Below are 26,904 nucleotides of genomic sequence, written 5' to 3'. Positions count from 1 at the left end.
TTATTAATCAGAATACGTGAATTTGTGGCAAACAAAAAGGGTTAAGCTATGTGCTTAACCCTTTATGTGATTAGTGGCGGAAATGGCGCATACCTGTAAATACCATTGCCATACCAGCTTCGTCAGCTGCAGCGATAACTTCTTCATCGCGCATTGAACCACCTGGTTGAATAACAGCGGTGATGCCAGCCTCTGCTGCTGCATCAATACCGTCACGGAATGGGAAGAATGCATCCGATGCCATAACTGAACCTTTTACTTCAAGGTTTTCGTCAGCGGCTTTGATACCAGCAATTTTCGCTGAATAAACACGGCTCATTTGACCTGCACCTACACCAATCGTCATACCGTCACGTGCATAAACAATTGCGTTAGACTTAACGAATTTAGCTACTTTCCAGCAGAATAATAAATCTTTTAATTCTTGCTCAGTTGGTTGACGCTTAGATACAACTTTAAGGTCGCTTTGCGTTACCATGCCTAGGTCGCGGTCTTGAACTAGAATACCGCCATTAACACGCTTGATGTCGTGACCTGTTGCATTACCCGTCCATTCACCACATTCTAATAAACGAACGTTTTGCTTAGCAGATACGATTTGTGCAGCTGCTTCAGATACTTTAGGTGCAATGATAACTTCAACGAATTGACGAGCAACAATTGCTTCAGCTGTGTCTGCATCAAGCTCTTTGTTGAATGCGATGATGCCACCAAATGCTGATGTAGGGTCAGTTTTGAATGCGCGATCATAAGCTTCAAGAATGTTGTCACCAATTGACACACCACAAGGGTTCGCATGTTTTACGATAACACACGCTGGTACGTCGAATTCTTTTACACACTCTAATGCTGCGTCAGTGTCAGCAATGTTGTTGTAAGAAAGTGCTTTACCTTGCAGTTGAACTGCAGTCGCAACAGATGCTTCAGTTAGGTCGTTTTCAACATAAAAAGCAGCGTCTTGGTGTGAGTTCTCACCGTAGCGCATATCTTGCTTTTTAGTGAACTGCATGTTGATAGTACGTGGGAATTTAGTCTCTTCAGCAGCTTCCTCTGTGTAGTCAGGAACCATTTTGCCGAAGTAGTTTGCAATCATGCCATCGTACTGAGCTGTGTGCTCGTAAGCAGCAATAGCTAGATCAAAACGTGTTTTATACGTTGTTGAACCGTTGTTGCTTTGCATTTCGCTGATTACGCGGTCGTAATCTTTTGCATTAACTACGATAGTTACGTCTTTATGGTTTTTCGCCGCAGCGCGAACCATAGTTGGACCACCGATATCAATGTTTTCAATCGCATCTTCTAGGCTGCAGTCTTCTTTCGCAACAGTGTTTGCGAAGGGGTATAAGTTAACTACAACGATATCGATAGCAGAGATGTTGTGATCCTCCATTACGTCTTCATCTTGACCGCGACGCGCTAAGATGCCGCCGTGAATTTTTGGATGAAGTGTTTTTACGCGACCATCCATGATCTCAGGGTGACCAGTATGGTCAGATACTTCAGTGACTTTGATGCCGTTATCAGCAAGTAATTTGCAAGTACCGCCAGTTGATAAAATATCCACGCCTTGTGCTTCAAGAGCGCGAGCAAATTCAACGATACCGGTTTTATCTGACACACTTAATAGTGCGCGACGAATTGGACGATGTGTATCCATTGTAGTTTTGATTACCTCAATGTTTGAGCTAGCTTAGAAAGGCGGTATTTTAACTGAATCTGCTTTAAAAAACGACGTTTAAAGCGTGAGGATTTTGCATAGTTTTTAACAGCTATAAAAAAAGCACCCTAAGGTGCTTTTTATTAAAAACTTTTATATCAGTTGTATTGGATTAGTAAGCGTTTATTAGCAAAATAAATATGCTGGCTTACTACGAGTCCAATATAACCAGTATTAGTTCATGCCGTATTTTTTAAGCTTCTTACGTAAAGTACCACGGTTGATACCTAGTAAGATTGCAGCACGAGTTTGGTTACCACGCGTGTACGTCATTACTTCTTCAAGTAATGGTGCTTCTAGCTCAGAAAGAACAAGGTCGTATACGTCTTGTACGTCTTGACCATTAAGTTGCTTTAAGTAGTGATGAACAGCTTTTTTCACTGCATCACGCAACGGCTGTGGTTTCTCGTGTGACTGTACATGAGGGTTTGTGATAAATGGAGAAGTCACGTTTTGTTCGAACATCGTTATATGTCTCTTTCTTTCTTAGTTAGCTGCTAGTGTTTTAAAGTATTCTTCTAATGCGTCGACTTGTGCCTGTGGGTTATCTAACGCATTAAATACTCGCCTAAACTGACCGTCACTGTCATGGGTTTGCAAATACCAAGATACATGCTTTCGAGCGATACGCGCTCCCATTGGCTCCCCGTAAAACTGATGAAGATTGTCTAAATGCTCCATCAAAATGCTACGCACCTCTGCAATTTCAGGTGCTGGCAAATGTTCTCCAGTTCGCAAATAGTGGTCTATCTCCCTAAAAATCCAAGGGCGACCTTGGGCGGCTCGACCAATCATAATGGCATCTGCACCCGTATAATCCAAAACCTGCTTTGCTTTTTCTGGTGAAGTAATATCACCATTGGCAACGACAGGGATAGACACTGAACGTTTAATATCCCTAATTGTGGCGTACTCTGCTTCACCTTTATACATACATGCGCGCGTTCGCCCGTGTACTGCCAGTGAGGCAATGCCATAACGTTCAGCTATTCTCGCAATCTCGACACCATTACGGTTATCCTGATCCCATCCGGTACGGATTTTTAAAGTGACAGGGACATCGACAGCATTAACAACGGCATCGAGTATCTCTTGTACTAATTCAGGAAACTGTAATAAGGCTGAGCCTGCGAGTTTCTTATTCACTTTTTTAGCTGGGCACCCCATATTGATATCTATGATCTGTGCACCATTGCTGACATTGAATTGTGCTGCCTGTGCCATAAGCTCAGGATCGGCTCCGGCGATTTGCACCGAACGAATTCCCGATTCACCGCTGTGATCCATACGGTTCATCGATTTTTCGGTTTTCCATACTTTCGGGTTTGACGAGAGCATTTCAGAAACAGCAAGGCCCGCACCTAAGCGACGGCAAAGTTGTCTAAATGGTCTGTCTGTAATGCCTGCCATTGGCGCGACAATTACATTGTTCTCAAGTTGGTATGAACCGATACGCACTGTTATTCAATTGGCCTCTTTTCAAGGGGCGCTAAGTTTACGGCTTTTTTAGCAAAAATCAAAGGCTATAAATTGAACAAAAGTGACTTTTTTTTGCCCTTTTCGTATTGACTTTTGATAACAGTTTGACGGGTAGGTTGATTTGTTTGATATTTGAACAGAAAAATTTTTACTCACAAAAAAGTGAGAAACTACTAACTGTAAAAATAAGGTAAAGCCTGTTAAATACTGGCTTTACCTATTATGTTTGAGTAAATACTCTAGTGCTATTTAGGCTTTCTTGATGCCGCTTACTCGGGTCCATTCACCCTCAACAGCCACGTCATCAAGTGCTAAAAACGGGGCGTAAACATCGGCTACAGACTGAGCTTGTTCTTCTAAAATACCTGACATAGCAATTTTACCATTCGGTTTTAAAAGACCTAAAATCACTTCATGTAGTTCGCGAAGAGGTTGAGCTAAGATGTTTGCAACCACAATATCGGCTGTAAACTCTGGCTGATCTTCAGGTAAATACACTTCAAGTTTATCTGCAACGCCATTACGTTTTGCATTATCGCGGCTTGCTTCAAGGGCTTGAGGATCTATATCGATACCGATCATACGTTCAGCGCCGAGTTTGATCGCAGCAATTCCTAAAATACCTGAGCCACAACCAAAGTCGACCACAGTTTTACCTGTTAAATCTTGGCTTTCTAGCCATTTTAAACAAAGCGCAGTCGTTGCATGGGTACCTGTACCAAAAGCAAGGCCTGGGTCGAGTAATACATTAACCGCATCAGGATCTGGAATATCGCGCCAGCTTGGGCAGATCCATAAGCGCTCACCGAATTGAATAGGGTGGAAGTTATCCATCCATTCACGTTCCCAATCTTTATCTTCAAGCTGTTCAATTTTATAAACGAGCTTATCGGCGAGTGTTGCTTCAGCATTTAATGTTGCTACTACGCTTTCCATATCATGGTTAGCGTCATACAGGCCAATCACAGTGGTATCAGCCCATAACTGCACAGTACCAAGTTTTGGCTCATAAATAGGGGTATCTTTGGCATCAACATAGGTGACTGACGCACTGCCAGTGTCCATGAGTAAGTCGCTGATTAATTCTGCGTTGTCTGCATTTGCGTTGATGCGAATTTGGATCCAAGCCATGAATATCTCTCGAATAGAAAAAAGGCCGCAACAGCGGCCTTTTAGTTAATAACGCGATACTAAATTACTTAGCATCTAAGAAGCTTTTCAGTAAGTCAGAGCGAGAAGGGTGACGTAATTTACGTAACGCTTTCGCTTCGATTTGACGAATACGCTCACGTGTTACGTCAAATTGTTTACCTACTTCTTCTAATGTATGGTCAGTGTTCATGTCGATACCGAAACGCATACGTAGTACTTTAGCTTCACGTGCTGTTAAGCCCGCTAGTACATCGTTTGTTGCGCCACGTAGTGATTCCATTGTTGCAGAATCAATAGGTGAGTCGATAGTGGTATCTTCAATGAAGTCACCTAAGTGCGAATCTTCATCATCACCGATTGGTGTTTCCATTGAAATTGGCTCTTTAGCGATTTTAAGTACCTTACGGATCTTGTCTTCAGGCATTAACATACGCTCAGCTAATTCTTCTGGGCTCGGCTCACGACCCATCTCTTGTAGCATTTGACGAGAGATACGGTTTAATTTGTTGATCGTCTCAATCATGTGCACAGGAATACGGATGGTACGTGCTTGGTCAGCAATCGAACGCGTGATTGCTTGACGGATCCACCATGTTGCATAAGTAGAAAACTTATAACCACGGCGGTATTCGAACTTATCAACCGCTTTCATTAGACCAATATTACCTTCTTGGATAAGGTCTAAGAACTGTAAACCACGGTTGGTGTATTTTTTCGCAATTGAAATTACAAGACGTAAGTTCGCTTCAACCATTTCTTTCTTCGCACGGCGAGCTTTCGCTTCACCAATACTCATGCGGCGGTTGATATCTTTAATTCGTTCGATGCTAAGGCCTGTGCTTTCTTCAATTGCACTTAGTTTGCTGATGCAACGAATGATTTCTGGTTTAACTGTTTCAAGTGCTACTGAGTATTTCTCGTTTGCAGCAATCTCAAGGTCAATCCAGCTTGTGTCTGTTTCGTTGTTAGCAAAGTGCTTGATAAAGCTCTTTTTCGGTAACTTAGCAATTTGTACAGCTTGTTTCATGATGATACGTTCTTGTACACGAACGCGGTCCATCATTTCACGCATGTTGTTAACCATGCGGTCAAACTGTTTTGGCACTAATTTAAAGGTTTTAAATAGTTCGCCTATTTCTGCAATAGCTTCAAGTGAATCCGGGTGCGAGCGACCTTTTTCTTCGAACGTTTCGCGTGCCTTGTTATAAAGCTCACGTAAGTTTTCGAAGTGAATACGAGCTTCTTCAGGATCAGGACCTGTGTCGCCATCGCTATCATCATCGTCATCACTGTCGTCATCTTCATCATCGTCTTCGTCGTCTTCTTCGTCGAGTTGCTCTTCGTTTAACTCAGAACCGATGTGTGTTGCAGAGATTTGTGATTCTTCTTCATTATTAGGATCAAAGAAACCAGAGATAATGTCGCTTAAGCGCATTTCTTCTGCTTCGAACTTGTCCCATTGCTCTAGTAGATAAGTAATTGCTTCAGGGTATTCAGCAACTGAAATCTGTACTTGGTTAATACCTTCCTCAATACGCTTAGCGATAACGATTTCGCCTTCACGCGTAAGAAGTTCAACAGTACCCATTTCACGCATATACATACGTACAGGGTCAGTTGTTCGACCGATCTCTTTTTCTACAGTCGCAAGTGCAGCTGCCGCGGCTTCTGCTGCGTCTTCGTCTGTCGTTGTTTCTTGCATCATTAATTCATCGGCATCAGGTGCGTTTTCACTTACCTTGATACCCATATCATTAATCATGCTAATGATATCTTCTACCTGATCTGAGTCGATAATGTCTTGTGGAAGGTGATCATTAACTTCTGCAAAAGTTAAATAACCTTGCTCTTTACCTTTTTGAATCAGAAGCTTTAATTGTGACTGAGGAGTTGGATCCATAGAGATTTATTCTTCCACTCTGAAAGTTGATACAACAGGCGCCAGCTCGCTTACTAATTAAGCGACACGAAAACTAACTAGACGCAGTGAATAGCACAGTATAACAGCATTATTCAATTCTGACTAGCTGTTGCTGCCTTTTAACGCTTGCGTCAGTAAGTGGCATTCTAGCCTTTCTTCGCTGCTTAAGCCTTGGGTCTTGTCTTTTATTAATAGGGTCTCTAGTCGATAATTTAAACACTGGTCTTCAATAAATTTAAAAGTATTTTTAAAAACCGTCTCTAAACGATCGTCATTTATTTGGTGCTGCCAAGTTGCTAGTTTCACTAACGCGTCATATTCAGCGCCATCCCTAAATGACTCTAAAATTTGTGCCGTCGTGATACCTTCACGTTCTAGTGCTAAGTGCTGAATGCGTAAAAATAGCTCAATACCGGCTATTTTCATCTCAGCTAATTCTGGCATATAAGCAATGCTGGTCGCCAAATTTGGGTGTTGCAATAAAATACCAATCGCTTGACGCATTGGTGTTATTTTAAATTTACGCTCAATCGCATGCTGTTGCTTTGGCGACTTAACGCGATTATTTAACTGCTCTCTTGTTCGACCAATTAAGCGGCCAAGATGTTCCAAAATATTTTCTTGGTAAAAATCACTAGGGATTTTTTCAATTAGTGGCAGGGCATCACTAAGGAGCTTTGCTTTACCTGCGTCTTGAGTAAGGTCTATCTCTTGGCTGAGCTTATTAAACAGCACCTTAGTAAAATCATCCGCTTCGCTTAACCTAGCTTCAAAAGCGTCTTTACCTTCTTTTTGTACCAGTGAATCAGGGTCTTCACCATCTGGTAAAAACACAAACTTTAATGACTTACCATCACCAAGATAAGGCAGTGCATTTTCTAGTGCACGCCAAGCTGCATCGCGACCTGCACGGTCACCGTCGTAGCAGCAAATCACTTTATCTGTGGTTCTAAATAAAGTGTGCATATGTTCTGCGGTCGTTGCTGTGCCAAGGGCGGCAACGGCATATTCGATGCCTTGCTCAGCTAAAGCAACAACATCCATATACCCTTCAACAATTAAAATATGTTCAAGTTTTTTATGTGCTTGCTTGGCTTCGTATAAACCATAAAGCTCAAAGCCTTTATGGAAAATACGGGTTTCTGGTGAGTTAAGGTATTTAGGACCTTGATCCGCTTGCATAACACGGCCACCAAAGGCAATCACCCGACCGCGTTTATCGCGAATAGGGAACATGAGTCGATCACGGAAGAAGTCAAATTGACGACCTGGCGACTTTTCAGAGGCTAGTTTTAGTTCTACAAGCTGCTCTTTTTGTTCTTTGTTGCGGCCAAGTTGCTGGCATAGCGCTTCCCATTCACTTGGCGCATAACCAATCATGAATTTTTTCGCTGTTTCACCGCTTAAACCACGACCCTTGATATAGTCGATAACCGTTTTTGAGTTGGCATGATGCTTTAACTGATGCTGATAAAAGCGAGCAGCATGTAACATTAAATCGTAATCGGAGCGCTTTTGTTCTGCAGTGCGTTGCGGGCCAGAACTTGTGCCTTGTTCGCGAGGTACGTCTAAATTGAGCATACTCGCTAATTCTTCAATAGCATCAACGAACTCTAATTTGTCGTATTCCATAACAAACGAAATTGCATTGCCATTGGCACCACAACCAAAGCAGTGGTAAAACTGTTTATCTTGAGAAACGGTAAATGAAGGTGATTTTTCGTTATGGAATGGGCAACAAGCTTGGTAGTCTTTACCTGCTTTTTTAAGGCCAACTCTCGAATCAATTAACTCAACAATATCTGTGCGAGCGAGTAAATCATCAATAAACTGTCGAGGTATTTTTCCGGCCATAGCTGTTGTATTTTCCTGCGCTATCTATGCGTTGTAAAATAAGATTTGAACACAATTACTGTGTTTATGAAAGACTAAAAGCAAGAAACCGAGCACTAGGCTCGGTTTGCTTGAATCATACATCTGTATGTGGGGGTTAGGCAGTTAATCGTTGCTTGATTAAGCCAGAAATCTTACCTAAATCGGCACGACCTTCAGCTTTGCTTTTGATAACTCCCATTACCTTACCCATGTCTTGCATACCCGCTGCGTTTGTATCAGCTATAGCCGAGTCAATAAGAGCAATGATTTCTTCTTCACTCAATTGTTGAGGTAAGAATTCTTCAAGTGCTTTAATCTCACTGGCTTCAATTTCAGCTAAATCTTCACGACCCGCATCAATGTACTGGGTGTAAGAATCGCGACGTTGCTTAACAAGCTTTACTAAAACAGCGGTAATACCGTCGTCGTCAAGCGTAATTTGCTCGTCAATTTCACGTTGCTTGATTGCAGCAAGTACCATGCGGATAGGCTTAAGACGTTCTTTGTCCTTTGCCTTCATCGCATCTTTTTGCGCATCTTTTAGCGTTAATAAAAGGCTCATTTATACAAGACCAAATACTGATTAGTATAATTTAACGCGACGTGCGTTATCGCGAGAAAGCTTCTTCATGTGACGCTTTACTGCAGCAGCTTTTTTACGCTTACGCTCAGCTGTTGGTTTTTCATAGTGCTCGCGACGACGAACTTCTGAAAGGATACCTGCTTTTTCACATGAACGCTTGAAGCGACGAAGTGCTACGTCAAACGGTTCGTTCTCTCTTACTTTAATTACTGGCATTAAAAATTCACCTACCTAAATAATGAGCGTTGCTCAAGTTGATCGAATAACGACCAAGTGGTTCAAAAATGGTGCGGTATTGTAATCCGAAGCAACACCACATGTAAAGAATAATATTAACAGAAACTAGGTTTGCAAAACAGAGTTAATTTGTCTCGCGTTGATATAGCCGACAAATCACTTGTCCGGCAGTTTTTTCTTTTAAAAGCATCCAGTTATCTGGGGTGTCTAGGTCGCTTAGTTCGCTTTCGACCTCAACATATATAAGTGCTTGGGCAGATAACCAGCTATTTTTTTCGAGTAAAAAACAACTTTTTTCAGCCAAGTTTTGTCGAAATGGCGGGTCAACAAAAATTAGATCAAATTGCTCGTTTTGCATGTTTTGTTCTAATAATGAAAGGCTATTGCCTTGTTTTACGACGGCATTATCCAATTTAAGGGTGCTAATGTTTTCTTTTAGTTGGCTAGCGGCACCTTTATCTAGTTCGAAAAACACAGCATGATCAGCAAAGCGCGATAACGCCTCAAAACCTAAACCGCCGGAACCGGCAAAGCAATCGAGTACCGCTGCGCCTCGGGTATCTTGCATTAGCCAGTTAAATACAGTTTCTTTTATACGGTCTGTGGTTGGGCGCAAGCCTTGCACATCTTTTACGGGTAATTTTCTACCGCGAAATTGCCCACTAATAATACGAATAAATCCATTTGCTGATTTATTGTTCGCTGCTTTTGCTTGGCGGTTAGCTGTTGATTTTTTTCTCATTTAACTCACTAATCATTGGTAACTGACCACTAGCTCAGATAATATTGTATGCAATAGCTAGCGTGTCATTTTTCTACTGCGCTAAAAGTGATAGTATTGCGACCTTAGCGATAGATGGTACCTGTTTATGTTTGGCTAAAAAGCTGAACTGTCACCAAACTATTATTCATGTAAGTTTATCAGATTTTTATAAGTGGTTATTAGCAAGTATGGCAAAAAAAAGTAAATTCCTGTCTTGGTTTGGTTTTGGCAAATCAGATAAGCAACAAGCAGAGCAAGCAGCAAAAGAGGCTGATAACCAGAAGCAAATAGAAGAACAACAGCGAATTGAAGCCGAAAAGGCTGAAGCTGAACGTTTAGAGCAAGAACGCATTGCTGCAGAAAAGGCAGAAGCGGAGCGTTTAGAGCAAGAACGCATTGCTGCAGAAAAGGCAGAGGCTGACCGTTTAGAGCAAGAGCGTATCGCTGCTGAAAAAGCAAAAGCGGAGCGTTTGGAGCAAGAGCGTATCGCTGCTGAAAAAGCAAAAGCGGAGCGTTTAGAGCAAAAGCGCATTGCGGCAGAAAAGGCAGAGGCAGAGCGTCTAGAGCAAGAACGCATTGCGGCAGAACAAGCAGAAGCTGAACGTTTAGCTCAAGAGCAGCAAGCGGCAGAACAACAACGTCAAGAACAACAAGCTCGTCTTGCTGAGCAAGAAGCAGCAATGAAATTAGAGCAAGAGCGTGCTGCAGCAGAACAGGCGCAGCGTGAAGCCGAGCAAGTTGCTGCACAGAAGGCCGAGGAAGAACGTCTAGAGCAAGAACGCATTGCTGCAGAAAAGGCTGAATCGGAACGTTTAGAGCAAGAACGAATTGCTGCAGAGAAGGCAGAAGCGGAGCGCTTAGAACAAGAACGCATTGCTGCAGAAAACGCAGAAGCGGATCGTCTAGAGCAAGAACGTATTGCTGCAGAGAAAGCAGAGGCGGATCGTTTAGAACAAAAACGTATTGCTGCAGAAAAAGCAGAAGCGGATCGTCTAGAGCAAGAGCGTATCGCTGCAGAAAAGGCAGAAGCAGAACGTTTAGAACAAGAGCGCATTGCGGCAGAAAAGGCAGAAGCGGAACGTTTAGAGCAGGAGCGCATTGCGGCAGAAAAGGCAGAAGCGGAACGTTTAGAGCAAGAACGTATCGCGACAGAAAAGGCAGAAGCAGCTCGCTTAGAGCAAGAACGTATCGCGACAGAAAAGGCAGAAGCGGAGCGTTTAGAACAAGAACGCATTGCTGCAGAGAAGGCAGAAGCGGAGCGCTTAGAGCAAGAACGCATTGCTGAAGAACAAGCAGAAGCTGAGCGTTTAGAGCAAGAGAAAGCTGCTCAAGCCGCTGCTGAAAAACCAAAGAAAGAAGGTTTCTTCGCACGCCTTAAAAAAGGTCTATTAAAAACTCGCGTTAATATTGGTTCAGGCTTTGCATCTATTTTTAGTGGTAAGAAAATTGACGATGAGTTATTTGAAGAACTAGAAACACAATTACTAACAGCCGATTTAGGTGTTGATACAACAATGAAGTTGATTGATAACCTAACCGATGCCGCTGATCGTAAGCAATTAAAAGATGGCGATGCTTTATATGAGTTAATGAAGCAAGAAATGGCAAGTATGCTTAAAACCGCTGAGCAGCCGCTGGTTGTAAGTGGTGACAAAAAGCCATTTGTTATCTTAATGGTGGGTGTAAATGGTGTAGGTAAAACCACCACGATTGGTAAATTAGCTAAGCAGTTCCAAAGCGAAGGTAAGTCAGTGATGCTTGCTGCCGGAGATACGTTCCGCGCTGCAGCGGTTGAGCAGCTGCAAGTATGGGGTGAGCGTAATAGCATCCCAGTGATTGCTCAACATACAGGTGCAGACAGTGCGTCAGTGGTATTTGATGCATTTCAGGCTGCAAAGGCTCGTAATGCTGATGTGTTAATCGCTGATACAGCAGGTCGCTTGCAAAATAAAGATAACCTAATGCAAGAGCTTGAAAAAATTGCCCGTGTAATGAAGAAAATTGACCCAGATGCGCCGCATGAAGTTATGCTAACTATTGATGCAGGTACAGGTCAAAACGCAATTAGCCAAGTTAAATTATTTAATGAATGTGTTGGTTTAACGGGCATTACTTTATCTAAACTAGATGGTACCGCTAAAGGTGGTGTGATTTTCGCCGTTGCAGATAAATTTAATATCCCAATTCGTTACATTGGTGTTGGTGAAGGTATTGATGATTTACGTACCTTTAATAGTGGTGACTTTATTGATGCACTATTTAGCCAAGACGAGGATGACGCATAATTAACTAAAGGGAGCTTGCTCCCTTTTTCGCTGCAAGATGATTGATAACTAAAATGATAAATTTTCAGCAAGTCAGTAAAACATATCCAGGTGGCCATCGTGCCCTTGAAAAAGTCAGCTTTCATATTAAGCCTGGTGAACTGGCCTTTTTAACCGGGCACAGTGGGGCAGGTAAAAGTACATTATTGAAGCTTATCAGCTTGATGGAGCGTCCATCAGCCGGGCAGGTGCTTATTAATGGTGTTGATTTAAATGCTGTTAAATCGCGCCAGATCCCTTATGTGCGCCGCGATATTGGTATCATCTTTCAGAATCACCGCTTACTAGAACGTTACTCAGTGTTTGATAATGTTGCCTTACCTTTAATCATTGAAGGTACGCACCATAAGCAAATAGCTAAACGTGTTCACGGTGCGCTTGATAAAGTCGGGTTACTTGATAAAGCTAAGTGTAATCCAGCAACCTTATCAGGTGGTGAGCAGCAGCGTGTTGGTATTGCTCGCGCTATCGTTAATTCACCGCCAATCCTATTAGCCGATGAGCCAACTGGTAACTTAGACCCTGAACTTTCGATGGACATTTTACGTTTATTCGAAGACTTTAATAATCATGGTACAACCGTGCTGATTGCAACCCATGATATTGGCTTAATTGCGCGTATGCGTTATCGCAGTCTAACACTTAAAGATGGCCGTATGATTGACGATCCGTTAGCTGAGGGGGCACTATGAGTTTATTGTTTAAAAGCCGCCACAGCCAAAACGAACGTCAAAAGAAGTCATTTTTAGCAGCGCCTTATTTCTTCTTTATTAATCTTATTCGCCAAGGTGTGCACAGCCTCGGTGAAATGTGGCGAACGCCTTTAGCCTCATTGATGACCATTGCGGTATTGGGGTTAAGCTTAACACTGCCAGCGACGCTTTATTTAGTGGTTAAAAATGTCTCGCAAGTGAGCAGTGGCTTTGAAGATGCTGCAGAGATCTCGTTGTTCGTAAAAGAGACTATGAGCGAGCAGCAAACGCAAACCTTGGTTAAGCGTTTAGCTCTCTACCCTGAAGTAGATAAAGTGGAGTTTATATCAAAAGGCGATGCCCTCACTGAATTTAAACAAGTATCAGGATTTGGCCAAGCACTTGAATATTTAGATGCGAACCCGTTACCTGATGTTGTGATTGTTACGCCGACAGCACGCTACCGTCAGCCAAATACTGCAAAACAATTACTGCAAAAACTTGAAGGCGAAAGAGAAGTTGATTTTGGTAAACTCGATATTGCTTGGCTTGAGCGATTAAATGCACTTTTAAGTTTATTAAAAGAAAGCGTGATTACCATTGCTCTACTATTATTAACCTCCGTCACCCTGATCATTGGTAATACTATCCGCTTATCAATCATGGATAAGAAAGATGAAATTCAAGTGATGAAGTTAGTAGGGGCGACAAACACCTTTATTCATGCACCATTTTTATGGACAGGGATTTGGTACGGTATTATTGGCGGTTTGTTCTCTTTTATTTGTGTTGCATTAATGATGTGGTGGCTTGGTGCTGCTGTAAGTGATGTTGCGGGTGTTTATGAAACCAGCTTTGACTTAATTGGTTTAACACTCTCAGAGTTTGGCATTTTAGTCGCTCTTGCAACAGGCTTAGGATTTGTTGGTTCTTACCTATCAGTTAACCGCTACATAAAAGAAATTGAACCCGATAAAGTGTAACAATTCGTTGTTACACTGCTCTTTTAGCGATAAATAGTAGTCGCTGTTAATTTATCAAAATATCACTTCAAGCTAGAATTCATCGCTTATTCAGCGTGTTAGCGTAGACTAAAAATAGATGCAAAAACCACTTGATTTGAACTTTAAAAAAGTTTTTAATTGAAGTTAGCACTCTCGCTTAAAGAGTGCTAAGATGGTTTCAAATGTTTATCACTGAGGTGAAAAATGAGTAAAGATTTATACGCAATGGCACTTACTGCAGGTCAACAGAGCGCAAGTATGGACGGCTACCTTCAAGCGGTTAGCACTATTCCTATGCTTGATGCAGAGAAAGAAAAGCAGTTGGCGACACGTCTTCAGGAAGAAGGTGATCTTGAAGCTGCGAAGCAACTCATTATGTCGCATCTACGCTTTGTTGCTCATATTGCGAAAAGCTATTCAGGTTATGGCTTACCGCAAGCTGATTTAATTCAGGAAGGTAATATCGGTCTGATGAAAGCGGTAAAACGTTTCGACCCAAGTGTAGGTGTTCGCTTAGTTTCATTCGCAGTACACTGGATCAAAGCTGAAATTCATGAATACGTACTGAAAAACTGGCGTATCGTGAAAGTTGCAACTACAAAAGCGCAACGTAAATTATTCTTCAACCTACGTAAAAACAAAAAACGTTTAGGTTGGTTTAACCAAGCTGAGGTTAGCACAGTTGCTAATGAGCTAGGTGTAAGTGAAAGAGAAGTACGTGAGATGGAATCACGTATGAGTGGCCAAGATATGGGCTTTGACTTAACGGGCGACGACAATGACGACGCACCGACAAGCACATACTCGCCAGTACAGTATTTAACAGATGGCAGTGCTGACCTTGCTGATGATATCGAAGAGCAGCAATGGCAAGAACAGTCTCATGCACGTTTATTCAGCGCCTTAAAAACCCTTGATGAACGTTCTCAAGACATCGTAAGTGCACGTTGGTTAGCTGACGATAAAGCGACATTACAAGAGCTTGCTGAGAAATATAACGTTTCAGCAGAGCGTGTTCGCCAGCTAGAAAAAACAGCAATGAAAAAACTGCAATCAGCGATGAGCTAATAGCAATCGCTATAGCAAACCATCTTTAGTAGACTACAAAGCCTCGCAAATGCGGGGCTTTTTGTTTTAAAGGATGCGGTATGTCACAGATTGATTATCAACATGTATTAGATGAAATCACAAAAGAAGTTCAACCATTACTGAGCCAAGGTAAGGTTGCTGATTATATTCCTGCGCTTGCAGAGGTTGAGCCAAACCAGTTTGCCATTGCTATTCATACAGTAGATGGGCAAACCTATTGCGCGGGTGATTGTAGTGCACGTTTTACAATTCAATCTGTTTCGAAAGTAATGACCTTAACTTTAGCACTTCAGCGTTATGGTGATGAGCTGTGGCAACGAGTTGGTAAAGAGCCATCAGGCACCGCTTTTAACTCACTTACACAGCTTGAGTTTGAACAGGGCATACCACGCAACCCATTTATTAATGCCGGTGCGATTGTCACCTGTGACGCGTTATATAGCCGTTTATCTGCGCCGATGCACTCTATGCTTGAGTCGTTTCGCCAGTTATCAGGAAATGCTCAGGTTGTTATTGATAAGAAAGTGGCAAACTCTGAATATGAGTTTCGTCATCGCAACGCCGCGATGGGGCATCTAATGAAGTCATTCGGCAACTTTAATAATGAAGTTGATGATGTGTTATGGGCTTACTTTAACTTCTGTGCCATAGAGTTAAACTGCGTAGAATTAGCAAAAGCGTACAATTACTTAGCAAACCAAGGTAAAGATGCCAATGGCCAAGAAGTACTCAGTGCAAGGCAAAATAAGCAGTTAAACTCGTTACTGTTTACCAGTGGTTTATACGATGCTGCAGGGGATTTTGGCTACCGTGTTGGTATGCCGGGTAAGTCAGGGGTATCTGGTACTATATTAGCTGTGTTACCGAATCAATTTACTGTGGCTGTGTGGGCGCCAAGGCTTAACTCGTATGGTAACTCAGTAGCTGGGATAGCGGCTCTTGAGCGTTTATCCCAGAAACTGGATATTTCGATTTTTTAGTTGCTGTTACTGATCCCAGTAAACTTGCTCTAAACAATCTTCACGTTCAGGTAAGCCACGAGATAAACGTGGCGAGTGCTGAACAAGTACTTCATAACTTGCACGGTTAGCGTATTTACTAATTTGTGCAAGCGATGAGTAGGTCATAGCAGGTTGCTGATGCTTCGCTGAGTTTGCCACATTAAGTTTGTGGTAAACGTTTGCTGATAAGTCATGCAGTACGGCAGCTAGCGCACAGTCGCCCGCACCATTGGTATTTTTAATACTATCTGGGCCGCCCATAAACGGTGCTGTATGGCTGTACGCACGAATAGGGTTTTGGCAGTCGTCTTTACGCATTGCGCGCGAAAATTCATAACGGTTAAAGTCAGCAATCGCGCCTGGTAATAGCGGGTATTCTGTTTCACGCTTGAATGAGTCGTCTACGTAACCGGCCATAAATAAGCCTTTTTCGCCAGCCGTACAAATAACTAAATCAGTCCAATCTAGCGCTTTGTCGGCAGCTAGAAGCGGATCTTCAAAGCCAGTAATCGCAAGACCTTCTTCTTCATTCATAGCAAGAATATCAACATGCTCTTTTACAAAGTCAGCCCACCAAGCAGGGTCTTGTTCAATTAGGAACTTAGTGCCAAGGGTTAAAACCACAGGGACACCTGCATCATTGGCATATTTTACTGCCTGCATGGTGGCTTCTGTCATGGTTTCATCACCTTGAGTACGCATTAGGTATGCGCTGATAACCAGTGCTGATGAATTCTCAATAAGTGCTTGATCGATTGATTCAGGGCGCAGGTGGTTCATAAGCCCCGCGCTGATTGCGAAGGTACGCTCACCGGTCTCGTCAATTAAGGTAAAACAACGACCAATTGGGCCATCTACAGGCTGAAGGTAGTCAAGGTCAACGCGGCTAGAGGTGTTACATAAAAAACGGTATGCATAGCTGCCGATTTTGATATTTTCACTCATTACCCCTAACAGTACTGATCGGTCGTCAGCTAGGGTAGAGTAGTTGTGCATGGTGTTACCTACCGTACCACCGGCAAACTCATAATCGATCATATTGTCGAGTTTTAGTCTGTCGTATAGCGCGTTGGTAATATCGTTATCGATCACTTGCGACATGCCACGGCGCAATTGAAATTCATCTAGGAAAGCTTGATCAACTTTCGCTTCAATATCTACCACAATTTGGTCGATACCCGTAATATAACTACGTTGTAGTCGGTCGGTTGAGTTAAGTTGATTCGTCAGTGGATCTTTGGCTTCCACCGGAAAATAATGTTTATGCCTGCGGCGTCCAGGAAATTTCATTTGCTACCCGTGTTGTAAGCTAAATAAAAAAAGCGCGAGATTATAGCGCAATATGGGTCCATTGAGCCATGAAAAAGCCACTAAATTTTGCGTTAATTTTTAAGTGTAGCAGTATTTATTGCCGACATTTTTCACTAACTAGGTATAATTACTCACAGTTTTACAAGATTTGTGTGATATATGAGCGAACAATTTAGCGACCAATATTGGATGGAAAAAGCATTAAACTACGCTAATGAAGCGGCTGCGATTAATGAAATTCCGGTTGGTGCTGTGCTGGTAAAAGACAATCAACTGATCTCCTATGGTTATAACCGCTCAATTATCGATAACGACCCATCCGCTCATGCTGAAATGATGGCAATCCGCGAAGCAGGTAAAGTACTTAATAACTACCGATTAATCGATTGCACCCTGTATGTAACGTTAGAACCTTGTTCTATGTGCGCAGGCCTGTTGGTACATAGCCGCATTAAGCGATTGGTATTTGGTGCTAAAGATGCCAAAACGGGATCGGCAGGATCAATTATGAATCTGCTGCAAGAGCCTAGGCTTAATCATCAAGTTGAAGTAACCGGCGATGTTATGAGTGAGCAGTGTGGGGCGGTGATATCTGCGTTTTTTAAGCGTCGTAGAGAAGAGAAAAAGGCGGCAAAGCAGGCTGCTCGCAACGCCTAGTTATACAACCGGCGTTGCAGGAACTTGTGCTTCCATTAACTGCATCGCAAATAAGCGGCGACGCCAAATAACTTTTTTGTGTGTATTACGTAGCATGATACGACGGCGGGTCGCCGTTGAGTAAATAACATTACGCTTGAACTTATGTGTCGTGCGTCTTCTTTTTAACATGAGTGCTCCTTAAGTGAGAGTAAAGCATTATATTGATCTCTACAGGAAGATAATGATCATTTGATGACAAGTAAACAGATTTCGGTGCTTGAAGTTAGTTGTTTTCTAATTCTTGCTGCTCTGAGTTGGTTTGTTGCGTGTTGTCATTTGGCTTTGGCTCGCTTGCTTGCGCTTCAGGTTGAGCTTCTTCAGTGCTTTGTTCTTTTTCGCTTGGGTTAGCAATCGCATCATTTTCATCAAGCCAAACCAGTGCGTCGTAATAGCGACGGATATTATCAACGTACTTTACTGCAACATCGCCACGGGCATAACCATATTTGGTTTTCCGATAGTAACGCTTTTTAATTAAAAGCGGTAAGCGCTTTTTAACATCAGCCCATTTATCTGGGCTTGCACCTTCTTGCTCGGTAATAATACGTGCGTCGTTGACGTGTCCCCAGCCAACATTGTAAGAGGCTAAGGCAAACCAGGTTCTGTCGGGCTGCGGAATGCGTTCAGGGATCCAAGAAATCACTTTGGCAAGATACTGGGCACCGCCTTTAATATTTTGCTCAGGCTCTAGTCGATTTGTTACGCCGACCTGTTTTGCTGTTGCTTGGGTTAGCATCATTATGCCACGTACACCGGTTGGTGACTTAGCCCTTGGGTTCCACATTGATTCTTGATAACTCAAAGCTGCCAGTAATCGCCAGTCTATGTTACCTGCGTATTGCTCAAACCAAGGTTGGTATTTAGGTAAGGTGTCTTTTATTGCTTCGATATAAGCAAGCGTGTTCACATAGTTAAACTGACGAACATGGCCGAAGTATTTTTCTTCTAACACATAAAGCTGGTTGCTTTTTTTCACGTCGCCAAAAAATGGCACCATCAAGGCATATAAAGAGTCGTCACCATCTTTTCTTAGTAACCAAGCGATAGGGTCGTTACGGGTAACCGAAAAGCCGATACTTAAATTTGGGTGATAGCGGCGAAACAGCGATAAGGTGTGTGAATCTGCTAGGGTGTAATCAATTTCACCGTCGATAACTGCTTGCAGAAGCTCTTCTTCATCCATGTCTTCTGTTTCGTTCCAGCTAAGTTCAGGATGCAATTGTTTTAATTGCTGTAGTGCCAACGAGTGGCTGCTTTTGGCTAAAACAGTGAGATTACCGGTTAAATCCTCAAACTCTCGAGGGCGAGTACGGCCTTGTTTATAAACTAATTTTTGGCTAATTGTTCGGTAGGTTGGGCCAAATCGATAATGCTCTGCCCGAATCGTATTATAGGTAAGACCTGAAGCTATAATATCTAAATCGCCACTTTCTAAGCGTGCGAACATATCGGATAGATTAAAAAAAGGCACCATCTCGAGCTCTACACCAACATAGTCAGCAAACTCTTGGGCAAGCTCATATTCAAAGCCTTGCACACCTTGTGGAGCCTGATAGTAGTTACTCGCGCCAGCTAATGTGCCTACTCTAATTTTGTTCTGTGCCTTGATATGAGCAAGTTGCGACGGTTGCTGTTGCATATCACACGCACATAACATGAGCACTAAACTAAAAATAGCGAGTAACTTTTGCATAGATTATAAATGCCCCTTAAACCATTACCTTAGTGTTATAACAAAACTTCTAAGCCACGTCACTTGGCGAATAGTTTTAGTTATCTATTTAAAAATTAATAACTATAACAAGGCTGCTAGTAGATAAGTCATACAGAACAAGAACCTGCGAAGAAATAAGGACGACTAAGATAGTTAATTGCTGCAACCATAAAAGCGGTTATGAAGATTATTTAAATAAAAGCGTAATTTTGAGTTAAATCTAGACGTTATTTGCACTATAATATGCGCCTAAAATATCGTTCAATCCCTAACCCCGGATGAAAATACCTATGTTGATCCTTCGTGGTGCACCAGCACTTTCCGATTTTAGAGTTCAGAAAATTTTAGCGCGTTGCCAACAGGCACAACTTCCAGTCACTGACGTTTATGCTGAGTTCATGCATTTTGCTGATCTTACAGCCGAGCTTTCAGCTGATGAGCAAACCAAGCTGGAAAAACTGCTTACTTATGGCCCAACAATTGCTGAGCATACCCCTGCGGGCACGTTAATTCTTGTAACGCCGCGTCCAGGTACTATCTCGCCTTGGGCATCAAAAGCAACTGACATCGCACATAACTGTGGCTTAAGCCAAGTTCACCGTGTTGAGCGTGGTATTGCATACTACGTAGAAGGTAATTTATCAGCTGAGCAAACAGCTGAAGTTGCAGCGTTATTACATGACCGTATGACTGAAGCAACGCACGCGGATATGGCTGATGCAGCTAAATTATTCCGTCACGATGAGCCGCGTCCAATGTCATCAGTTGACATTTTAGGTGGTGGCCGTGAAGCGCTTGCTAAAGCAAACGTGGAGCAAGGTTTTGCGCTTGCAGATGACGAAATTGATTACTTGGTAGAAAACTTCCAAAAGTTAGGGCGTAACCCGAACGACATCGAATTATTCATGTTTGCGCAAGCAAACTCTGAGCATTGTCGTCACAAAATCTTTAACGCCGATTGGACAATTGATGGCATCGAACAGCCAAAATCATTGTTCAAAATGATCAAAAACACTTACGAGCAAAACCCTGAAAACGTACTATCTGCATATAAAGATAACGCAGCGGTAATGAAGGGTTCGTTAGCAGGTCGTTTCTTCCCTAATGTTGAAGGTGAGTACGCGTACCATCAAGAAAACATCGAAATCTTGATGAAAGTTGAAACTCACAACCACCCAACAGCGATTGCGCCATTCTCAGGTGCATCAACAGGTTCTGGTGGTGAGATCCGTGATGAAGGTGCAACAGGCCGCGGCTCTAAACCTAAAGCTGGTTTAGTTGGCTTCACTGTATCTAACCTACGTATTCCTGGTTACGAGCAGCCATGGGAAACAGACTTCGGTAAGCCTGGTCGTATCGTTAATGCACTTGATATCATGACTGAAGGTCCATTAGGTGGCGCGGCATTCAATAACGAGTTTGGTCGCCCTAACTTACTTGGTTACTTCCGTACATACGAAGAGAAAGTATCAAGCCATAACGGTGAAGAAGTACGTGGTTACCACAAGCCAATCATGCTTGCCGGTGGTTTAGGTAACATTCGTTCTGAACATGTTCAAAAAGGTGAAATCCCTGTAGGTGCTAAGCTAATTGCACTAGGTGGTCCGGCAATGAACATCGGTCTTGGTGGTGGTGCTGCGTCTAGTATGACTTCAGGTCAATCAAACGAAGACTTAGACTTTGCATCGGTACAGCGTGAAAACCCAGAAATGGAACGTCGTTGTCAGGAAGTTATCGATAAATGTTGGCAGCTAGGTGATGCAAACCCAATCGCTTTCATCCACGATGTGGGTGCAGGTGGTCTTTCAAACGCATTCCCTGAGCTTGTAGACGACGGTGGTCGTGGTGGTAAATTCCAACTTCGTGACATTCCAAACGATGAGCCGGGTATGGCACCACACGAAATTTGGTGTAACGAATCTCAAGAGCGTTACGTATTAGCTGTTGCAGCAGAAGACTTCGCGCGCTTCGAAGCAATCTGTAAACGTGAGCGTGCAGAATACGCTGTTATTGGTGAAGCAACAGAAGAGCGTCACTTAACGGTTGAAGATAGCCACTTCGGTAACAACCCAGTTGATCTTCCGCTTGATGTTTTACTTGGTAAAGCACCAAAAATGCATCGTGAAGTTGAATCGAAAAAAGCGCAATCTCAACCATTAGACGTTGCTAACATTGATGCTGCAGACGCTGCACAGCGTTTATTACGCTTACCAACGATTGCTGAGAAAACATTCTTAATCACCATTGGTGACCGTACGGTAACGGGTTTAGTTGCGCGTGACCAAATGGTAGGTCCTTGGCAGGTGCCAGTAGCAAACTGTGCGGTAACAGCCGCTGCGTTTGATACTTACCACGGTGAAGCAATGTCATTAGGTGAACGTACTCCAGCTGCACTTTTAAACTACGGTGCTTCTGCTCGTTTAGCTGTGGCTGAGTCACTAACGAACATCGCGTGTGCGAACATTGGTGGCCTTGAAAATATCAAGCTATCTGCAAACTGGATGGCTGCAGCAGGCCACCCAGGCGAAGATGCGGGTCTTTACGAAGCTGTAAAAGCGGTAGGTGAAGAGCTTTGTCCGGCGCTCGGTTTAACTATTCCTGTGGGTAAAGACTCAATGTCGATGAAAACTCAATGGGATGAAAACGGCGAGCAAAAATCGGTTACTGCACCATTATCATTGATCATTACTGCCTTTGGTCGTGTTGAAGATGTGCGTAAAACCGTAACGCCACAGCTACGTACTGATAAAGGTGAGTCATCACTATTATTAGTTGATTTAGGTGCGGGTCAAAACCGTATGGGCGCATCAAGCCTTGCACAGGTTTATAAGCAACTAGGGGATGTAACGCCTGACGTTGATAACCCTGTATTATTAAAAGGCTTCTACGAAGCAATGCAAGCGCTTGTTGCTGATAACAAGCTACTTGCTTACCATGACCGTTCAGACGGTGGTTTATTCACTACGGTTGCTGAAATGGCATTTGCTGGTCACACGGGTGTTACTGTTGACCTTGCTGGCTTAACAGGTTCAGACATCGAAGCGCTTTACAATGAAGAGCTAGGTGCGGTTATCCAAGTGGCAAACGCTGACTTAGACGCAGTTAAAGCCGTTCTTGCAGACCATGGCTTAGCAGCTATCAGCCATGAAATTGGCGCACTAAACGCTGATGATCGTGTGGTATTCACTCGTGGTGATGATGTGGTTCTTAACCACACGCGTACTGAGCTTCGTACTATGTGGGCAGAAACAACTTACCAAATGCAAGCACGTCGCGATAACCCTGAGTGTGCTAAGCAAGAGTTTGACGCTAAGTTTGACGCAAAAGACCCTGGTCTTAATGTAAAACTAAACTTTGACTTAAACGAAGATGTTGCAGCGCCTTACATTGCAACAGGTGCGAAGCCGAAAATGGCGATTCTACGTGAGCAAGGCGTTAACTCTCACTTAGAAATGGCTGCGGCATTTAACCGTGCAGGCTTTGCTGCGGTTGACGTGCACATGAGCGACATTCTTGAAGGTCGTTTAACACTTGAGCAATTTAAAGGCTTAGTGGCATGTGGTGGTTTCTCTTACGGTGACGTATTAGGTGCAGGTGAAGGCTGGGCTAAGTCAATCTTATTTAATGAGATGGCGCGTGAGCAGTTCCAAAGCTTCTTCCACCGCGAAGATACATTCAGCTTAGGTGTGTGTAATGGCTGTCAAATGCTTTCAACATTGAAAGAATTGATCCCGGGCACTGAGCACTGGCCTCGCTTCGTAACGAATAAGTCAGAGCGTTTTGAAGCTCGCTTTAGCCTTGTAGAAGTACAAGAAAACCCATCGGTATTCTTTAACGGTATGGCAGGTTCACGTATGCCTATCGCTGTTTCTCACGGTGAAGGTCATGCTGAGTTCGCAAACGGTGATGCAGTTAAAGCAGCGCTTGAATCAGGTACTGTGGCAGTGAAGTTTGTTGATAACTACGGTAACCCAACAACGCAATACCCAGCTAACCCGAATGGCTCGCCAGAAGGTATCACAGGTATTACCTCAACTGATGGCCGTGCAACGGTTATGATGCCGCACCCAGAGCGTGTATTCCGTACTGTTGCTAACTCATGGCACCCAGATGAGTGGACTGAGGATAGCCCATGGATGCGTATGTTCCGCAACGCTCGTAAAAACGTTGGCTAGAACTTAATTGTGTGCCTAGCTATACAAGCTAGGTTCATACAAACCGTTTAAACTAAAAAGGCTGCACTATCATGTGTGGCCTTTTTGTTTATAATGACGCTAGTTGCTAGTTGCTAGTTGCTAGTTGCTAGTAAGTGTAAGTTCAAAAGCAAGGAGAGTTTTTTGAGTTTTAAGCGTGCGTGTGTTGGGTTGCTAGGTATCGTGCTAAGCATAGTGTTGTTGGCGTATCTTTTCAGATTACCACTGACATCGTGGTATTTAACGCCTATGCTCAGTAAAAATGGCGCCGAGCTTCACTGCATTGATTGGTCATTAACTCGCCAGCTTGATTTGAATATTGAGAAATTATGCTTAACTTATCAAGGGCAGCAAATAGAGTTAGCTGACATCCTTGCTAACAAGCAACAGGTTAGTGTTTCTCGAGCCAATCTTATAATTAGCAATCAGACTAATAATCAACAACCTGACGCTTCAAAAACTGAATTTAAAAAGCTTGCCTTGGTATTACCCGAGCAAAGGCCGCTAATTCGAATTGAGCAGCTTGATGTAGTCTCACCGTTTACCGACACCCCTGTTAGGCTGGAGATACAAGAAAAACGCCTAAATCATTTTACGATTTCGCGGGATCTCAATGCTGACGTTGTAATATCTAATTATGAAGTCAAAGCCAACATCACGTTTGATGAGCAAGTGGCTGAGCGGTTCGTAACATTGCCAACAAGCAGCCATTTTACCACTCAGTCACAGATTAAGTTTGATGGAATTACAGTTGCAATTGAAAGCTCAATTAATGCAAGTTATCAGCATGCAATAAAGCAGTGCGAATTAGGTTTTGCCAGTGAAGGGCAATTGAGTGCTAAGTATCAATTAAATCAACAGCACTTATACGCGGATTTATCAGCTTTACAAAATCAGCTTAGCGCAAACCGAGATTGCTTAAACACCATAGCAGATCAACAGCATCAATCATTTATTGAAGCGCAGTTACCGCTTACTTGGCAGTTACACATTGAAAAACCAGTCAGTGTAGAAGGTGAGCTGCTATCAATCCCAACTGTAAAGCTGCAAGCTACAGAAGGGCAAAGTGAGGTGACAGTCAGTAATACGAGCCTTTCTTTGCTGGAGCCGCTCGCATCACTTAATAGCCAAGTTAGCATTGATTTTAATAGTAAAGATATAGATGAGCTTAAACTCAATGCGCATTTGCATGAAAGCAGCGTTAGCGCTGATTTTCAACTGTCGGTGGAGTCATTACCAGCATTTTTAGATTTTCAGGCTGACGGTGCTCTGGTTGAGGGTATTGGGGCTAAAGGGAAGCTAGATATCGATGAGTTATTTACTAGTCCTACAGCTAAACTGAATACCAATATCAGTGCTAAAAATGCGCTAATATCAGGTGCACAGTTAGCTGATTTTAGCAGCGCGATTGACGCTGAGTATAATGCCCAGCAGCACCTCGTTGTTAAAGCCAATAGCAAGGTTAAATCATTAAATTATGATGATATGAATGCAGTAAAAATAAGTAATGAGCTAACCCTTAGTACAGACCTCAGTGTGGGGGAATTATTTGCTGATATTGATGCCAAAACCACTGCCGCCAAATTATCAACAGCAGAGCTTAGCTTAAATAAGTTGTCTGTTGTGTCAAAGGCTCTTCAAAGCCGCGCCTTGCAGGCAACGCATCATGTATTTGCAGATGGCTTTGAAGCGCTTGTCAGTCATCATATGTCTGAGGTTGCGCATCCGTTTGAGTTGGTGATACCAGAGCAAGCAGTATCCAAACTTAACCCAATAATTGCTCAGTTTGAGCCGCTTGCTACAGTCACCGACGGAGTCGTTTCGGGCAATATAAAAGGGGATGTAAATCTTCAACAAGCACAGGGCAATTTGCAGATAGATAAACTTAGTGCGCTTTATAATGATTATCTAGCGAATGATTTTGCAGTGAATTTGAACGGCACGTTTAATTCAGGCCAGCTTAATATTGCAGCGACTAAATTTACACTCAATGAACTGCGCGCTGGTGCCGTGGTCAAAAATATACAAGGTCAGTTGCAGGTAACGGCTAATCAGCCTTGCGCAGCTAATTTAACTGGTCAGGTTATGGGCGGCGCATTTGTGGTAAATAAGTACTGCCCACTCAGTGATAACCAAACCGCGACTGTTAAGTTTGAAAATATTGATGCTAGTAAATTGGTCACCCTTGATGCTGAGTCTGGCATTAGCTTAAGCGGGCGCTTAGCAGGCACCTTACCTGTTGTTATAAGCAAACAGGGCATAGAGGTAAAGCAAGGGCAGTTAGTTAATCAGGGCGATGGTAAATTACTGATTTCCAATAACGCAGGTTTTGAAGCTGTAAAAGCGCAGCAACAAGAGCTGAGCACCACGCTGAGTTTACTTGAGAATTTAGATATTAAAAAACTACGTAGCAGTGTTAACCTCAAACCAGATGGTTGGTTACATTTAGGTGTTAATTTAGAGGGTTATAATGAAGCGCAGCAGCAAGCAGTGAACTTTAATTATAACCATGAAGAGAATGTATTTACCTTGCTTAGAGCGCTGCGTTTAAGTGATGAAATTACTCAAAAAGTTGAGAAAGAGTATGCAAAAAAAGGAAGCAATGATGGCTAAGTGGTTAGTAATGCTGACGGCAGTAGGCATGCTGAGTGCCTGTACCCACCGTGTTGAGGTGGCAGCAAAAGAGCCGATTACAATCAACTTAAATGTAAAAGTTGACCATGAGATCCGCGTAAAAGTGGATAAAGAACTTGATACCTTATTCAGTGATGACAGCGAATTATTCTAAGGAGCACATATGCGTAAATTACAACTTAAAAAACTAAATGTGATCACCTTGATCAGTGCTGTTTGTTTATCTTTCTCTGCTTGGGCTATCAGCCTTGATGATGCAAAGAGCCAAGGCTTAGTGGGTGAAGACAGCTCAGGCTATTTAGGTTTAGTGGTTAATAACAGCGAAGCAAAAGCAGTCGTTGACGAAGTTAATGCAAAACGTAAAGAGCAATATTTAAAACTTGCGAAAAAGAATAACCTTTCGTTAGCGCAAGTTGAAGCCCTTGCTGCGGCTAAAACTATCGAAAAAACTAAGCCGGGTCACTACATTGAAGTGAACGGTGAGTGGGTAAAAAAATAACTCACTAAATTTAATAG

At 42.9% G+C, this 26,904-nt stretch carries 22 protein-coding genes; 10 read left to right on the top strand and 12 right to left on the bottom strand.

Going from position 1 to position 26,904, the window contains the following annotated elements; all coding sequences use genetic code 11:
• Positions 1-70 precede the first annotated feature (70 nt).
• From purH to rsmD, 9 genes are all read right to left on the bottom strand, one after another.
• Positions 71-1,657: a bifunctional phosphoribosylaminoimidazolecarboxamide formyltransferase/IMP cyclohydrolase gene (gene purH / locus L1D51_RS10715; RefSeq protein WP_239963640.1), complete on the bottom strand. Its 1,587-nt coding sequence runs from the start codon at positions 1,655-1,657 to the stop codon at positions 71-73.
• Positions 1,658-1,891: 234 nt separating this feature from the next.
• Entirely contained in the window at positions 1,892-2,182 is a 291-nt protein-coding gene (gene fis, locus L1D51_RS10710) for a DNA-binding transcriptional regulator Fis (RefSeq protein WP_002957804.1), read from the bottom strand.
• Positions 2,183-2,203: 21 nt separating this feature from the next.
• The gene (gene dusB, locus L1D51_RS10705) at positions 2,204-3,175 is read right to left on the bottom strand and encodes a tRNA dihydrouridine synthase DusB (protein WP_054551040.1); all 972 of its coding nucleotides are present in this window, start codon (positions 3,173-3,175) and stop codon (positions 2,204-2,206) included.
• A gap of 270 nt (positions 3,176-3,445) precedes the next feature.
• On the bottom strand, positions 3,446-4,327 hold the full coding sequence (gene prmA, locus L1D51_RS10700; RefSeq protein ID WP_055196721.1) for a 50S ribosomal protein L11 methyltransferase: 882 nt from the start codon (positions 4,325-4,327) through the stop codon (positions 3,446-3,448).
• Positions 4,328-4,391: 64 nt separating this feature from the next.
• Complete coding sequence (gene rpoD, locus L1D51_RS10695; RefSeq protein WP_054560981.1) at positions 4,392-6,248, bottom strand: RNA polymerase sigma factor RpoD; 1,857 nt, start codon at positions 6,246-6,248, stop codon at positions 4,392-4,394.
• Positions 6,249-6,371: 123 nt separating this feature from the next.
• On the bottom strand, positions 6,372-8,123 hold the full coding sequence (dnaG, locus tag L1D51_RS10690) for a DNA primase (RefSeq protein ID WP_054560980.1): 1,752 nt from the start codon (positions 8,121-8,123) through the stop codon (positions 6,372-6,374).
• Between the two features lie 136 nt (positions 8,124-8,259).
• Positions 8,260-8,706, bottom strand: a complete 447-nt coding sequence (locus tag L1D51_RS10685; RefSeq protein WP_054551044.1) for a GatB/YqeY domain-containing protein — start codon at positions 8,704-8,706, stop codon at positions 8,260-8,262.
• Positions 8,707-8,727: 21 nt separating this feature from the next.
• A complete protein-coding gene (rpsU, locus tag L1D51_RS10680; protein ID WP_002957797.1) occupies positions 8,728-8,943 on the bottom strand; it encodes a 30S ribosomal protein S21 in 216 nt (71 codons plus the stop codon).
• Between the two features lie 145 nt (positions 8,944-9,088).
• Positions 9,089-9,706, bottom strand: a complete 618-nt coding sequence (gene rsmD, locus L1D51_RS10675) for a 16S rRNA (guanine(966)-N(2))-methyltransferase RsmD (protein WP_054560979.1) — start codon at positions 9,704-9,706, stop codon at positions 9,089-9,091.
• 209 nt (positions 9,707-9,915) lie between these two features.
• Between rsmD and ftsY the strand changes: the two genes are divergently transcribed.
• The 5 genes from ftsY (at position 9,916) to glsB (ending at position 15,816) form a co-directional block, all read left to right on the top strand.
• Entirely contained in the window at positions 9,916-12,012 is a 2,097-nt protein-coding gene (ftsY, locus tag L1D51_RS10670; protein ID WP_239963641.1) for a signal recognition particle-docking protein FtsY, read from the top strand.
• 53 nt (positions 12,013-12,065) lie between these two features.
• Entirely contained in the window at positions 12,066-12,743 is a 678-nt protein-coding gene (gene ftsE, locus L1D51_RS10665) for a cell division ATP-binding protein FtsE (RefSeq protein ID WP_054560978.1), read from the top strand.
• Positions 12,740-13,726 (top strand): permease-like cell division protein FtsX, encoded by a 987-nt coding sequence (ftsX, locus tag L1D51_RS10660; protein WP_239963639.1) that lies wholly within the window; start codon positions 12,740-12,742, stop codon positions 13,724-13,726. Before ftsE ends, ftsX begins: the two co-directional genes overlap by 4 nt.
• Positions 13,727-13,951: 225 nt before the next feature.
• Complete coding sequence (gene rpoH, locus L1D51_RS10655; protein ID WP_055198313.1) at positions 13,952-14,815, top strand: RNA polymerase sigma factor RpoH; 864 nt, start codon at positions 13,952-13,954, stop codon at positions 14,813-14,815.
• Positions 14,816-14,895: 80 nt separating this feature from the next.
• On the top strand, positions 14,896-15,816 hold the full coding sequence (gene glsB / locus L1D51_RS10650; RefSeq protein WP_054560977.1) for a glutaminase B: 921 nt from the start codon (positions 14,896-14,898) through the stop codon (positions 15,814-15,816).
• A 6-nt stretch (positions 15,817-15,822) separates the two neighbouring features.
• On the opposite strand, the gene L1D51_RS10645 is transcribed toward glsB, so the two are convergent.
• Positions 15,823-17,127, bottom strand: coding sequence for an inosine/guanosine kinase (locus tag L1D51_RS10645; protein WP_054560976.1), 1,305 nt, complete (start codon positions 17,125-17,127; stop codon positions 15,823-15,825).
• 180 nt (positions 17,128-17,307) lie between these two features.
• Here L1D51_RS10645 and tadA point away from each other — a divergent pair, with 180 nt between their 5' ends.
• Positions 17,308-17,805: a tRNA adenosine(34) deaminase TadA gene (gene tadA, locus L1D51_RS10640; RefSeq protein ID WP_054560975.1), complete on the top strand. Its 498-nt coding sequence runs from the start codon at positions 17,308-17,310 to the stop codon at positions 17,803-17,805.
• Here tadA and L1D51_RS10635 read toward each other — a convergent pair whose 3' ends face one another.
• Both L1D51_RS10635 and mltF read right to left on the bottom strand, forming a co-directional pair.
• Positions 17,806-17,976, bottom strand: coding sequence for a hypothetical protein (locus L1D51_RS10635; protein WP_165385080.1), 171 nt, complete (start codon positions 17,974-17,976; stop codon positions 17,806-17,808).
• Between the two features lie 94 nt (positions 17,977-18,070).
• Positions 18,071-19,540, bottom strand: a complete 1,470-nt coding sequence (gene mltF, locus L1D51_RS10630) for a membrane-bound lytic murein transglycosylase MltF (protein ID WP_054560974.1) — start codon at positions 19,538-19,540, stop codon at positions 18,071-18,073.
• A 311-nt stretch (positions 19,541-19,851) separates the two neighbouring features.
• Here mltF and purL point away from each other — a divergent pair, with 311 nt between their 5' ends.
• The 4 genes from purL (at position 19,852) to L1D51_RS10610 (ending at position 26,887) form a co-directional block, all read left to right on the top strand.
• Positions 19,852-23,736: a phosphoribosylformylglycinamidine synthase gene (gene purL / locus L1D51_RS10625; protein WP_055022378.1), complete on the top strand. Its 3,885-nt coding sequence runs from the start codon at positions 19,852-19,854 to the stop codon at positions 23,734-23,736.
• A 162-nt stretch (positions 23,737-23,898) separates the two neighbouring features.
• Positions 23,899-26,367 (top strand): intermembrane phospholipid transport YdbH family protein, encoded by a 2,469-nt coding sequence (locus L1D51_RS10620; RefSeq protein ID WP_239963638.1) that lies wholly within the window; start codon positions 23,899-23,901, stop codon positions 26,365-26,367.
• A complete protein-coding gene (locus tag L1D51_RS10615) occupies positions 26,360-26,542 on the top strand; it encodes a YnbE family lipoprotein (protein ID WP_054551055.1) in 183 nt (60 codons plus the stop codon). Before L1D51_RS10620 ends, L1D51_RS10615 begins: the two co-directional genes overlap by 8 nt.
• Before the next feature lie 9 nt (positions 26,543-26,551).
• The gene (locus L1D51_RS10610) at positions 26,552-26,887 is read left to right on the top strand and encodes a YdbL family probable chaperone protein (RefSeq protein WP_239963637.1); all 336 of its coding nucleotides are present in this window, start codon (positions 26,552-26,554) and stop codon (positions 26,885-26,887) included.
• Positions 26,888-26,904: the final 17 nt, after the last annotated feature.

The organism is Pseudoalteromonas shioyasakiensis, from assembly GCF_022398475.1.
Lineage (GTDB): Bacteria > Pseudomonadota > Gammaproteobacteria > Enterobacterales > Alteromonadaceae > Pseudoalteromonas.
Note: the sequence above shows the minus strand (reverse complement) of the source record. Positions and strands in the feature narration are given on the sequence as shown.